Annotated in this window: 12 protein-coding genes; 3 read left to right on the forward strand and 9 right to left on the reverse strand. The window is 72.2% G+C overall.

The features are described 5' to 3' along the window. From JJI54_RS23530 to JJI54_RS23540, 3 genes are read right to left on the reverse strand one after another with little or no spacing between them, the layout of a single operon-like run. A complete protein-coding gene (locus tag JJI54_RS23530; protein WP_203075754.1) occupies window positions 1-918 on the reverse strand; it encodes an ABC transporter permease in 918 nt (305 codons plus the stop codon). Window positions 919-927: 9 nt separating this feature from the next. Then, window positions 928-3,057: an acetate--CoA ligase family protein gene (locus JJI54_RS23535; protein ID WP_203075755.1), complete on the reverse strand. Its 2,130-nt coding sequence runs from the start codon at window positions 3,055-3,057 to the stop codon at window positions 928-930. Window positions 3,058-3,091: 34 nt separating this feature from the next. Beyond that, window positions 3,092-3,892 (reverse strand): enoyl-CoA hydratase/isomerase family protein, encoded by an 801-nt coding sequence (locus JJI54_RS23540; RefSeq protein ID WP_203075757.1) that lies wholly within the window; start codon window positions 3,890-3,892, stop codon window positions 3,092-3,094. 298 nt (window positions 3,893-4,190) lie between these two features. On the opposite strand from JJI54_RS23540, the gene JJI54_RS23545 reads away from it, so the two are divergent. Both JJI54_RS23545 and JJI54_RS23550 read left to right on the forward strand, forming a co-directional pair. Next, window positions 4,191-5,018 carry a hotdog family protein gene (locus JJI54_RS23545; RefSeq protein WP_203075759.1) on the forward strand — a complete coding sequence of 276 codons (828 nt, stop codon included), beginning with the start codon at window positions 4,191-4,193 and terminating at the stop codon, window positions 5,016-5,018. A 115-nt stretch (window positions 5,019-5,133) separates the two neighbouring features. Next, window positions 5,134-5,997 (forward strand): LysR substrate-binding domain-containing protein, encoded by an 864-nt coding sequence (locus tag JJI54_RS23550; protein WP_203075761.1) that lies wholly within the window; start codon window positions 5,134-5,136, stop codon window positions 5,995-5,997. Window positions 5,998-6,047: 50 nt separating this feature from the next. On the opposite strand, the gene JJI54_RS32375 is transcribed toward JJI54_RS23550, so the two are convergent. Next, entirely contained in the window at window positions 6,048-6,242 is a 195-nt protein-coding gene (locus JJI54_RS32375; protein ID WP_226382032.1) for a hypothetical protein, read from the reverse strand. A gap of 290 nt (window positions 6,243-6,532) precedes the next feature. Here JJI54_RS32375 and JJI54_RS23560 point away from each other — a divergent pair, with 290 nt between their 5' ends. Next, the gene (locus tag JJI54_RS23560) at window positions 6,533-6,739 is read left to right on the forward strand and encodes a hypothetical protein (protein WP_203075763.1); all 207 of its coding nucleotides are present in this window, start codon (window positions 6,533-6,535) and stop codon (window positions 6,737-6,739) included. A 23-nt stretch (window positions 6,740-6,762) separates the two neighbouring features. Here JJI54_RS23560 and JJI54_RS23565 read toward each other — a convergent pair whose 3' ends face one another. The 5 genes from JJI54_RS23565 to JJI54_RS23585 all read right to left on the reverse strand — a co-directional run bounded on the left by JJI54_RS23565 (window position 6,763) and on the right by JJI54_RS23585 (window position 12,010). Continuing rightward, window positions 6,763-6,942: a hypothetical protein gene (locus JJI54_RS23565; RefSeq protein ID WP_203072155.1), complete on the reverse strand. Its 180-nt coding sequence runs from the start codon at window positions 6,940-6,942 to the stop codon at window positions 6,763-6,765. Between the two features lie 18 nt (window positions 6,943-6,960). After that, entirely contained in the window at window positions 6,961-9,018 is a 2,058-nt protein-coding gene (locus JJI54_RS23570) for a hypothetical protein (protein ID WP_203075765.1), read from the reverse strand. Continuing rightward, on the reverse strand, window positions 9,018-10,160 hold the full coding sequence (locus JJI54_RS23575) for a hypothetical protein (protein WP_203075767.1): 1,143 nt from the start codon (window positions 10,158-10,160) through the stop codon (window positions 9,018-9,020). Before JJI54_RS23575 ends, JJI54_RS23570 begins: the two co-directional genes overlap by 1 nt. A gap of 113 nt (window positions 10,161-10,273) precedes the next feature. Beyond that, window positions 10,274-10,735, reverse strand: coding sequence for a hypothetical protein (locus tag JJI54_RS23580; RefSeq protein ID WP_203075769.1), 462 nt, complete (start codon window positions 10,733-10,735; stop codon window positions 10,274-10,276). 3 nt (window positions 10,736-10,738) lie between these two features. Continuing rightward, the gene (locus tag JJI54_RS23585) at window positions 10,739-12,010 is read right to left on the reverse strand and encodes a phage tail protein (protein ID WP_226382033.1); all 1,272 of its coding nucleotides are present in this window, start codon (window positions 12,008-12,010) and stop codon (window positions 10,739-10,741) included.

Below are 12,010 nucleotides of genomic sequence, written 5' to 3' on the forward strand. Positions count from 1 at the left end.
TCAGCGCAGCCGCAGCCGCGGATCGGCCGCGCGGATCGCGACCTCCGCCAGCACCGTCACGATGGCGAACATCAGCGCGACATAGGCGACCACGCCCTGGATCACCGGGTAGTCCCGCCGCTGCAGCGAGCGGATGGCGAGCTGCCCGATGCCGGGCCAGGAGAACACCGTCTCCGTCAGCACCGCGCCGCCGAACAGGCCGCCGATCTCCAGCGCCACCAGCGCCAGCACCGGCACGCTGCCGTTGCGCAGCAGCACGCGCCAGACCACGCGGCGCTCCGGCATGCCCTTGGCGCGCGCCGCCATGATGAAGCCGGCGGGCAGCACCTCCAGCATGGCCGACCGCGTCAGCCGCGCCAGCCGCGGGAAATTCACCATCACCAGCGTCGCCGCCGGCAGCACCAGGTGTTCCGCCCCGCCCATGCCGTAGGTCGGCAGCAGGTCCAGCGAGACCGCGAAGACCTGCATCAGGATCAGCGCCATCCAGAAGGCCGGCGTGGAGGCGCCGAGCACGCTGACCACCTGCACGGAGCGGTCCAGCGCGCCGCCCTGCCGCACCGCCGCCAGCACGCCGAGCGGCACGGCAAGGGCGGTGGAGACCACCAGCGCCACCGCGCCCAGCAGCAGCGTGTTCGGCAGGTGGGAGAGGATGATGGTGCTGACCGACTCCCCGTCGAAGTAGGACTCGCCGAAGTCGCCGCCCATCGCCTTCCGCAGGTAGGTCACGTACTGCACCGCCAGCGGCGCATCCAGGCCAAGCTCCCGCAGCAGCGCCTGGCGCTCCGCCTCGGTCGCGCTCTCGGGCAGGATCTGCGCCGTGGGATCGCCGCTGAGGCGCACCAGCAGGAAGGTCACGGTCATGGCGGCCAGCACCACGACCAGTCCCAGCCCGACCTGCCGGAGGATCGCCTTCAGCACGGCGCCGCCTCACCCCGCGCCCGGCGAGGCGGCGGCATCCGACCAGGCGATCACCGCATCGACCGGCACCAGCCCCTCCGCCGTCCACATGGTCGGGTTGCATTCCACGCTGTCGATGCCGGAGACGGAGATCAGCGCCGCGTGCAGCCCGTTCAGCAGGTCCGCGACCGCGGCCGGCGGCACCGCCGGCTGCCCGCGCACCGCGCCGAAATAGTCGCGCCCGCCAAGCCGCGCGATGGCGCGGGAGACGGCTTCCGGCGTGGCCGGCAGCAGGCAGGCCGCGACATCGTCCAGCGCCTCCACCAGCACGCCGCCGAGGCCGAGCAGCCCGACCGCGCCGAGCGTCGGGTCCCGCCGCACGCCGAAGAAGAATTCCCGCTGCCGGCCGAGATCGGGCGTCACCAGGAAGCCGGCCAGCGCCCCGGCGCCGAGCGCCGCGCCGACCGAGGCGGCGATGGCGGCGGCAGCGGCGGCGGCCGATCCCGCATCGCCGATGCCGGTGCGGACGCCGCCGAGGTCGCTCTTGTGCGCGACGCCGGGCAGGATCGCCTTGATGACCACGGGGAAGCCGAGTTCGGCAGCCGCGGCGGCCGCCTCCTCCGCCGTGCGGGCGGTCAGGGTGCGCGGCACGCGGATGCCGTGCGCGGCCAGGAACGCATAGGCCCCGCTCTCGGTCGCCAGCGCGTCGCGCTGCGGGATGGCGCCGGGCACCGCGGCCAGCGGCGGCGGGCTGTCCGGCGCGCGGTCGAGGAAGGCGCCGCGCCGCCGCAACGCCGCCATCGCGGCCGCCGCCAGCGCCATGTCGTCGAAGCAGGGCACGCCGGATTCGCGCAGCGCCGTGAAGGACGGGCCCGGGCGGATCGCGAAGGGCGTGTAGTAGATCACCGGCTTGCCCAGCCGCGCCTGCATCGCGCCCGCCAGCGGCGCCGCGGTGACGTAGTCGTGCGGGGCGCCCGGCAGCAGCGGCCAGTTGCCGTAGAGCCCGTAGTTCACCACGCCGTCGAAGCCGGGATCCTGCGCCATCACCTGCTCGGTCAGCGTGGTGAACAGGCTGGGATCGGCGTCGAAGCCGCCGGTCATGTCGAGCGGGTTGCCCACCGGCGCATAGGCCGGCAGGCGCTGGCGCAGCGCATCCTGCAGCGCCGGGGAGAAGGGCGGCACCTGCAGGCCGGCGGCCTCGATCTCATCGGTGAACATGATGGAATGGCCGCCGCCGGAACCGACGATGGCGATGTTGTCGCCATGCAGCGGCGGGCAGAGCAGCAGCGCCTGCGCCACCGGCAGCAGGTGTTCCAGGTGCTTCACCTCGATCACCCCGGCTTCCCGCAGCAGCGCATCGAAGATGCGTTCGGAGGAGGAGAGGGAGGCGGTGTGCGACATCGCCGCGCGGCGCCCCGCCTGCGCCCGCCCGCCCTTCAGCACCACGATCGGCTTGCGGCGGCTGACCCGCGCGCAGGTCTCGAGGAAGGCCTGGCCGCTGCCGGGCTGCAGCCCCTCGATATAGGCGGCGATCACGCCGGTCTCGGGGTCGTCGCCCAGGTGGGCGATGTATTCGTGCACGCGGATGTCGGCCTGGTTGCCGAAGCTGATGAAGGTGGAGAAGCCGGCATCCAGCAGCGGCGACTGGTCCCACAGCGTCAGCCCGACATTGCCGCTCTGCGAGATCATGCCGACCCGCCCGCGCGCCACCTTCGCGCGGCTGATGTTCAGCCCGTGCGGCAGGTTGAACATGCCCATGCAGTTGGGGCCGATGATGCGCGTGCCGTGCGCGTTGCAGCGGCGCACCAGCTCCGCCTGCGCGGCGGCGCCTTCCGCACCCATCTCCGCGAAGCCGGCGGTGAAGACGATGGCGAAGGCCAGCCGCCGTTCCGCCACCCGCGGCAGCGTCTGCATCGTCGCCGCCGGGCCCAGCATGCTGAAGGCGAGGTCGATGTCCTGCGGCAGGTCGGCGGCGTCGGCGTAGAGCCGGCAGCCGTCGATCTCCCCCTCCTCGGTGCCGAGCAGCGAGACGGTGCCCTGGAAGCCGCCGTCGAGGATGTAGCGCAGGTAGCGGTAGCCCGCCTTGGCGCGGTTGCGCGACACGCCGAGCAGCGCGACGTGGCGCGGCTGGAACAGCCGCTGGAGGGGGGAGGAGGTCATCGTCCGGCTTGCCTCTGCGCCCTGGGGCGGCGTGTCATCTCTCGTCCCGCTTCGCGAAGAAGCCGGGCTCCGACCCCCAGCCCTCGTAGTTGGAGCGGTGGTAGCGGAACAGGTTGCGCGAATGCTGGATGGCATCGAAGCGCGAGAGGTCCATGCCCATCGCCAGCGATTCCATCTCGACCCGCACCGAGCTCGGCGGATGGCGGATGATGCGCCGGGCGATCGCCTCGGCCGTCGCCATGGTTTGGTCCACCGGCACCACCTTGTTCACCAGGTTGATGCGGCAGGCTTCCTGCGCGTCGATGAAATCGCCGGTCAGCGCCATCCAGGCGGCGGCGGTGGGCGGCACCATGCGCGCCAGCCGCGTCGTGCCGCTGATGCCGGCGGCGCCGAAGTTCAGCTCCGGGATGCCGAACTGCGCGTTCTCGCCGGCCACGCGGATATCGGTGTGCAGCAGCAGGTAGATCATGCCGTGGCCCAGGCACCAGCCGTTCACCGCGCCGATGATCGGCTTGTAGCGGCGGTGCATCGCCACGTCGTGCTCCCAGCCCGGCCGGCCCGGCGTCTCGCCCTCGTCCTGGTGGGGGAAGAGGTTCGCCTCCATCAGCTCCTGCCGGCTGCGCTTCGGGCCATAGACGTTCACGATGTCGTCGCCGGCGGAGAAGGCACGGTCATGCGCACCGGTGAGGATGCCGACGCGCGCCTCGCGGCTCACCTCGAACTCCTTCAGGCGGTGGTAGAAGTCCTTGTGGATCTGCGGCGTGATCGCGTTGACCTTGCCGTTGTCGATCACGAAGTAGGCGATCCCGTCCCTGACGCTGTACTCCAGCCCCACGGTGCGCTCCCTTCCCGATGGCTGTCCCTGAATCGATGCCGCGGTGGTGTCCGCTCCGCATGCTAGGCACCGCTCACGGCGCGACGGTAAGAGAATCTCCCTATAAATCCATAATCGCAGATTATGGAATGGGGGCGCAGCGCGCGGCTTTGCAGCACTCTTTTCCATAGTAGACGTTATCTATACATAAGCATTTCCAATGGAATTGCGGTGGCCCGGCCACGACCTGCGCGCGCCGCGACACTTGGCACACGCCCCGCTCCGGCGTGTGATCCGCCGGCAGAGCGGAGCAAAGCCGATGCAGGGAGTGTCCGAGACGATGCCGGTCGAGGTGCGCCGTCGCGCCAGGCTCGACAGCACCCTCGCCTATGGCGCCAGCATGCATGATGAGGAGGCCGCGCGCCGCCGCGGCTTCGCCGGCGCGATCATCCCCGGCGTCTACGCCCACAGCTTCATGACACAGCTGGTCGTCGCCGGCTGGGGCCTGGACTGGCTGCGCCGCGGCACGATGTTCTCCCGCAGCCGCCGCCCGCTCTACGACGGGGAGGAGGTGACCGTCGCCGCCGGACAGGTGGTGCGCGGCGCGGCGGGGCTGGAGGTCGACCTCGTCGTTCGCAACGCGGCGGGGGAGGACGCGGCGATCGGCCGCGCCACCCTGCCCGATGCGCCGCCGCCGCCACCCGACCTCGCGACGCTGCCGGTGCTGCCCATCGCCGCCGCGCCGCCGGAGATCGGGCCGGGCGACATGAAGCCGGGCATGCGCTACGGCACGCTGGACGAGGCGGTGACACCCGACTACTTCCGCCAGTCCCTGCTGGACTTCGACGAGACGGAGCCCGCCTTCGGGCAGGACGGCATCATCCACCCCGGCCTGCTGCTGCGGCTGAGCTTCCGCGACACGATGAACTCCTACCGCGCGCGCGGGCCAGGGCTGTATGTCTCTTCCGACACGCAGTTCCACGGTCTGCTGCATGTGGGCGAAAGACTGACCAGCTCCGCCATCGTGGTGGATGCCTATGAACGCAAGGGCAACCACTATGCCGAGATCGACCAGGTGCTGATCGCCGATGGGCGGCGCGTGGTGGCGCGGATGCGGCGCCATTCGATCTACGCGCTGCGCGGCTGATCGCACGGCTCGCCTTGTAAGTCGGCGTCACGGCGCGCTTTGATGCGCCCTGGGCGCCGCCGCGGCGCCGGCAGGGATCGGGGCGGACCGCGTGATCAATTTCCGGGAGGTGCAGGTGCTGCGGACGATGCTGCAGCTCGGCTCCGTCAGCGAAACCGCGCGCACGCTCAACATCTCCCAGCCCGCCGTCAGCCAGACGCTGACCGCGTTGCAGCAGGAACTCGGCTTCCCGCTGTTCGACCGCGTGAAGGGCCGGCTGCGCCCGACCTCCCAGGCGCTGAAGCTGCTGCCGGATCTGGACCGGCTGGCCGGCAACATCTCCGCCTTCCGCGACCTCGTGCTGACCATGCGCGAAGGCCGCTCGGGCTATCTCAGCGTCGCCACCGCGCCGTCCATCGCCGGCGGGCTGCTGCCGGCCGCGGTCACGCGCTTCAGGCGCATGCACCCGGACGTCTATGTCGGCATCCACGCGGGCGGCGTGCGCGACACCATGGACCGCGTGGCGCGCGGCCAGGCCGACCTCGGCATCGTGCAGCCGGCGGAAGGTAACGTGATCGTGCATTCCACCGAGCTCTGCGCGGGTACGGTGATCTGCGTGATGCCGGCCGGCCACCGCCTGCGCGGGCGGGAGACGATAACGCCCGCCGACCTGGTGCAGGAGGAGATCGTCAGCTTCGGCCCCGGCTCCGTCACCGGTACGCGGATCATGGAGGCCTTCCGCCTGGCCGGTGTGCGCTTCCGCCTGGCGATCGAAGCGAACCAGGCGGTCGTTGCCATGACGCTGGTCGCCTCCGGTGCCGGCTTGGCGCTGATCGATTCCTTTTTCCCAACGCAGCCGTATTTCCCGAGCCTCGTTCAGCGACCCTTCCGCCCGGAAATCCGCTTGAGGGTCCAGGTGGTCGTTCCGGAGAGCAGGCCGCTGTCGAAGCTGGCCCGGGAGTTCATGACAGAGCTCGAGGCAGTCGCGCCGAAATCGTAGGTCGTCTCTCCACAACCTAGATGCGCAGCGCGCGATCTGGATTCCAGGAATCATGGATTCGAGAATCGCCGCTTCACCACCTGCAGCGCCGGCGGCGCCGCCGCGAGGTCCACCGTCGAGGCGCTGACGTTGCGCGCCGTCACGCGCACGCTGTTGTTCGACCACACATGGCAGTCCAGCACGAAGGCGATGCTGCTGGTGTCCAGCGAGGCGTCGGCGAAGTCGCCTCGCCGCGCCCCAGGCACGGGAATGTCGACGTTGGCCGTCGCGCCGGGGCCGAGGCTCGGCAGGTCCCAGCTGGTCTCGATCGCCAGCGTCCGCGTCCCCGCCGGCAGCGAAGGGCAGCAGTAGAGTACCGCGGGCGCGTCCTCCGGCAGGCCGTAGAGCCGCAGCGCCTCGAGCTAGATCGGCCCGTCGAAGCCGATGATCCCGATCTGCGCGAAGGCCACGCTTCGAGCGCTTCGCTGATATGTCCTGGCGCTGCGCTTCGCCGGCTGGCATCCTCGCGTCGCACGATCAGGATGGAGCCGTGGCCATGGCCAACAACATCCCCGCGCCGAAGTCCAAGCGCTTCCCTGGCCGCAAGCCCGGCACCGCGCAGCGCGAGGAGTATCTCCGTATCTGGGATTTGGTCGACGACGATAGCCGTAAGGTGATGTTGTTCTTCGCCCGGACGGTGGCGCGCGATCAGGGCCTCGTCCCGCTGAGCACACCGTTGGTCATGACCGATCGCGTCCTGTGACATCAGGCTGTTGCGCCATGGCGTCAGCCTCCGAGCATCCGCCTCAGCACAGCAATGACGCTGCCCTCGCCGACCAGCAGCAGGAGCACGATCGCCGCTAGCACGACCTCGATCCTACCGAGCCGCTCATTGGCCTGCTTCCAGCGCTCGGCGCAGACCGCCTCATGTACGGCGAGCTTCGTAGCCACGTCGTCCTCGCTCATGGTCTGGTCCCCTGCTCCCTACAGCCTCTCGACGATCCGGAAGGCGCGGTTCAGCATCGGGAAGCTGCCGCGCGCCGCCGCGGCCTCCTCGCCGGGCTGGTTCACCGCGCCCCAGATCGCGCGCCGGTTCGTCTCCGTGCGCGTGTCGCCGGTCTCCGGGATCCACAGTGCGTCGCGCGCAGCACCGAGCCGCCTGACGAGGTCGCGGTGCGCGTCCGTTGCCTCGGCGCGCGACAGGGCCGGCAGCGTGAAGGCCGCGAAGCGCGGGTTGGCCAGCGCGGGCACGACGAACTCGGCGCCGGTGAGGGGGTTGCGGTCGCGCTGGTCGAGCACGACCCGGCCCTCGCGCACGCCGTAGGCCATGCCGCGCGCAAGCCGCCAGAGCGGACCTGCAGCGAGGATGCCGATGTCGATGGCCGCGAGGGATGCGTCGGCGACGTCGACCAGCAGGTAGCGCGCCGTCGCCACGCCGCTGCGCAGCAGGACCACGTTGCCGTTGGCCTCGTCGCCGGTACTCGCCGGCACCGCCCCGGTGTCGTGGGCGATGCCGGTCGCGTCGATCGAAGAGCCTGTGCCGGACAGCGCCAAGGCCTGCCCATTGGTGAGCCGGGCGGCGTAGACGCGGATCGCCCGGTAGAAGACCTGACGCTCGCCAGCGGTGATGTTGAGCCGGCTCACGGGCGGCATGACGACGGAGGCCGAGGCGCCGAGTTGGGTGCCGTTCTCGGCCGCGACCGCGTCGTTCGTCGCGGCCGCGATCGCCCCTCGCGTGATGACGCCGTTGGAGCGCGCGACGGCCGCCTGGAACTGGACCGCATTGGAGCGGACCACACGGTGGGTCAGGGTCACGCTGGTTGCGCTGGCGCCGGTGACACGGACCTGGATCGAGTCCACGTTGCTGCCGTTGTCCAGGCTGACATGCCCGACGAAGCCCGTGGCCGCCGTCGCAGCGGTCTGCTGCTCGACGTGCAGCGTCGCCGCGCCCGAGACCGCGACGGTGAGCGAGCCGCCGTCCACGGCGCGCGTCGCCGCCGCCGGCGTGCCCGCGGCGGGCAGGATAGGCATGGTCGGGAAGGCGCCGAGCTCGACCTGCGGCAGCGCCAGGCGGACGGTCACGTCGTGGGTGCCGGCGTTGAAGTTGAAGGCCGCGAAGGGCCGGATCCGCGCGACCGTCGCGCCGCCGGAGAGGGTCATGACCTGCACGGCGCGCTGCACAGCCAGCCGCCCCGTGCCGGGCACGGCCTGGTTCTCGAAGCCCTGGCGGACAACCGTCGCGGTGCCGGTCAGCTCGGCGATCCAGGCCTGGTGCGTGGCGATGCCGCCTGCGGCGACGGCTTCCAGCTTGGCGAAGTAGGAATGGGCAAAGGTGTTCCCGTTGGCGCCGGCGATCGCCGAGGAGTCCTCGAACCAGACATAGCCGCTGCCGGTGCCGGACGGCACGGTCCCCGTGAACCGCACGGCCACGTAGGGCATGCCGTTCTCGGTGCCGATGCCCGCGATCTGCGCGGCGACCCCGTTTGCGCCGCCGATGGCCCAGTTCGTCGGTGCCGTGCCGGGGCTGCCGATCACCGCTCCCTCGGCCCGCGGGTTCCGCACTCCGTTGGTGCGCGCCGGCTCGACCAGCAGGCCGAGGCGGGCGAGCGTCGCTGGGTCGTGCGCGATCCGCCACTCCGAGCCGGCGGCGATGGCGAGGTCGCCGGCTGCGTTGAAGACCGTCGCCTCGCCGGTGCCGGCGCCGCCGCGCGTGCCAGACCAGCCGGTCATGGCGGAGGGCGTGGCGGCGAGGAAGTCGAGCCCCACGAGCGGCGCCGCCTCGACGAGCGCCTCCAGCGTCCCGAGCCGCCAGCGCGCGGTGGAGGAAGCGCTGAGGTTGGAAGAGATCAGCGCCACGGCCTCCACGGGCGTCGCGGCGCCGAAGTCCACCAGCACCGAGGCCGCCCCGCCGGTGAAGCGCGCGCGCAGCCGCGGCTGCGGGTCGCGGAGGTTTGCGGCGGGCATGCCGGCGGCGGTCGGCGTGAGCGCGGTGAGCGCGACGGCGTCGCGGACGCGCTCGTCGTGGAGGAAGGCGCCGGGCATCAATCCGATCCTGCGAGGATGATCTCGACGCGCCGCCCGGCCAGCGCCTCGCGCCAGCCCACGACGACGCCCGAGAGGCCGGCGTCGAGGCCATAGGCCGGGTAGGCGATGCGCCCGATCTGGCCGATCTCGATCTGGCCGAGGTAGCGGTCGGTGGTGACGGCGACGAGCCGCGGCCCGCGCTCGACCCAGTCGCGCCAGCGGCCTGCGCGCGCGACCGCGGCCGCCTCGGTCGCGTAGAGGCCGGGCAGCGCCAGGCTGCGCTGCTGGGCGACGCGGCTAGTGACCAGGGTGCTTTCGGCCCGGGCGACGGATTGCGCCGCCTCGAGCCGCTGGCGGTCGGCGGCGGGGACGCTGCCGGCCATGTTGGAGAGCGGCGACCAGTTGCGGCCCCAGGCCACCTCGACGACACGCGGCGGTGGCTGGAAGGCGGCCGGCAGGGCAACGGGGCGGCATTCGAGGATCCAGGCCGCGGGGATGTCGAACTGCGGCACCGGGTCGCGCGCCAGCGGGTCGGAGAGCCGCAGCCGGCCGGTGCGATCACCGGCGAGGATAGCCCCGCAGCCCGCCAGCACGGTCTCCGCCGCGGCGAGCGCGGTGGTAGGCGTCGCCGCCTGGTAGAAGCCGATCGGGCCCGGCAGGTCGGCATCGGCCAGCGTCCAGGCGTCGGCGTCGAACTCCGCCGCGCCGAAGCCTGGGCCGAGCGAGATCCGCGCGCGCTGGCCCTCCGTGCGATCGACTGCAGCGACCGTCCCCGCGAAGACCAGCCGTGCCTGGGCGAGCGGCGTGCCGACGTCGGAGGCGCGCGGGCTGCGCACCTCGGCGAGGCGGACGGCGACGGCGCGGCCGGTGGCGGTGCCGTAGCGCGCGAGGTCGGCGGCGAAGCCGTCGCCGTCCCAGATCTCGATCGCCGCTGCGGCGAGCGCTGCGCGGCCGCCGAGGCCGAGGGCGTCCACCGCGGTCTGGCCGACCTCGACGTCGCCGAGCAGGCGCGGCGTCCAGGGCGTGCTGGCCGGCGTGTCGCCCGGCGCGCTGGCGTAGCCGGCGGAGGCGATGCGCAGCGTGCGGAGGTTGCTCGGGCTGACGAAGGCGGCCGGCAGCGTCGCCGGGGCGAGCGCTGCGGCGGGGGCGAAGGCTTCCATCGGAGATCAGCCTCCTGGTGTCAGCCGCCTTGGCCGCGGACTTCGATCTCGACGAGGACGACGACGGCGGCGGGCTGCCCGCCGGGGGTGAGGATCGGTCGGGTCGGCATGCGTCAGGCCGCCAGGATCGCATCGGGGTCGAGGCCGAGGGCCGCGAGGAAGCCGCGCACCTGGACGTCGTCCTGGGCGATGGTGCTCGCCGCCTCCCAGCGTTCGCGCAGCAGCAGCTCGGCGTCGGAAAGCTCGGCGTCGGGCCGGCCGATCTTGAGCGCGGCGCGGGCGTCGCGGAGCTTGCCGGCGACGCCGACGCGCTCGACGACGACGAGCTTGGGGATCATCGCTGGCGGCGCAGGTCCGGGGTCGGGCGGAGCGGGTGGTGCGGGCGGATCGACGATGGTCACCTCGTCCATGCCGCCGGCCCGCGCGATGGCCTCGACGAGCGGCGCCTCGACCGGCGCGGCCAGGCCGACCGAGGTGCGGTGCGCCTCCAGCGCCGCGGCGAAGTCGGCGACGCGCTGCTCCAGCGTGCCGGCGAAGCCGTCGTAGACGGCGCGCGCGATCTCGATGCCCGGCATGGCTCAGACTCCCGCGAAGAGGGCGTAGTTGCAGATCAGGGCGGGCGGCATGTTGGCGGAGCCGCCCGCGCCGGCATTCTGGATGCTGATGCCGGTGCCGGCGGGGCCGTGGTTGTGGTCGCCATTGCCCTGCACGAAGCTGCCGTCGCCGTAGTACTCCCAGGCCGCCCTGCCGTACTTGAAGACGTACTTCTCGATGAAGGTGACGGGGTTGGCGACGGGGTTCGCCGGCACCCAGCGGTAGGGGCCGTAGATTGGCGAGCCGGTCTCCCAGTCGGTCCCGTAGGTGTTGTCCCAGACCGTCTCCTGGCCGATGACCAGGCCGTGCCCGTGCCAGCCGGCGTTGCCGTGCCAGTGCGAGGGATCGTTCACGCCATGCGCGTGTACCGGCATGCGTTCGTCGCCGCCGCCCGCTCCCAGCGTCGTGCCCGCGATTCCGCTGTTGCCCGCAGTGACGCGGTTGGCCGCGGTGCCGCCGAGGTTGTCGCGCCCGAAGATCGCGCGACCGCGCAGGTCCGGCGTGCCGAAGGTGGTGCTGCCATCCCCGGCGCCGAAGCTCGTGCCGATCGCGGCGAAGAGCGCGGCGTAGGCGCTGCGCGACAGGTTCTGGCCGTTTGGCCAGACGCAGAGCGGCGGAAGCGAGACGCCGGCGATCGGGATCAGCTCGCCGACGATGCGCCCGAAGTTTTGGGGCGCGGCGAGCAGCGCGGTCCAGCCCGCGCCGGTGTTGAAGAGCTCGGCCGAGAAGCCCGGGTTCAGCGTGACGGTGGCGCCGCCGTTCACCGTCTCCGTGCCGGCGGGATCCACGACCAGGTCGGCCGTGCCGCTGTTGCGCACCAGCACGCCCATCCCCGGCGGGACGACGGCGACGGTGGGCAGCGCGAGCGTCGCCGGCGCTGCACCCGTGAAGACCACGAGGTTGCCGAGGTCGGCGAGCGAGAGCGTCGCACCGGCGGCGAGCGGGAGCACCTCGCGAGCGTTCGGCTCCAGCACCGCGAAGACGTCCTTGGTGCCGGCCGGCAGCGCGACCGGGTTCCCGGCGTTGCTGCTGGCAAGCACCGTGGCGCGGGTGAGCGCGCCGGGGCTGCCGCCGTCGAACTGGCCGTGACCGATCTCGAAGCCGGTCGCCCAGGAGATGCAGTAGAGCACGCGGCGTGCTGTGCTGCCGAAGGTCGCCTGGAAGCCGCGCATCGCCGAGGCCGCGGCGTTGAGCGCGAGCGGGCCGGTGCCGGTGGTGTCGGTCGATTGCTGGGAGCGGTAGCCGAGGATCGGCAT

Source organism: Falsiroseomonas ponticola (genome assembly GCF_016805305.1).
GTDB lineage: Bacteria > Pseudomonadota > Alphaproteobacteria > Acetobacterales > Acetobacteraceae > Falsiroseomonas > Falsiroseomonas ponticola.

Coding starts and splice junctions, on each gene's coding strand:
- JJI54_RS23535 (WP_203075755.1), bottom strand. CDS start 3,057: ATGACCTCCTCCCCCCTCCAGCGGCTGTTCCAGCCGCGCCACGTCGCG.
- JJI54_RS23545 (WP_203075759.1), top strand. CDS start 4,191: ATGCAGGGAGTGTCCGAGACGATGCCGGTCGAGGTGCGCCGTCGCGCC.
- JJI54_RS23560 (WP_203075763.1), top strand. CDS start 6,533: ATGGCCAACAACATCCCCGCGCCGAAGTCCAAGCGCTTCCCTGGCCGC.
- JJI54_RS23565 (WP_203072155.1), bottom strand. CDS start 6,942: ATGAGCGAGGACGACGTGGCTACGAAGCTCGCCGTACATGAGGCGGTC.
- JJI54_RS23570 (WP_203075765.1), bottom strand. CDS start 9,018: ATGCCCGGCGCCTTCCTCCACGACGAGCGCGTCCGCGACGCCGTCGCG.
- JJI54_RS23575 (WP_203075767.1), bottom strand. CDS start 10,160: ATGGAAGCCTTCGCCCCCGCCGCAGCGCTCGCCCCGGCGACGCTGCCG.
- JJI54_RS23580 (WP_203075769.1), bottom strand. CDS start 10,735: ATGCCGGGCATCGAGATCGCGCGCGCCGTCTACGACGGCTTCGCCGGC.
- JJI54_RS23585 (WP_226382033.1), bottom strand. CDS start 12,010: ATGCCGATCCTCGGCTACCGCTCCCAGCAATCGACCGACACCACCGGC.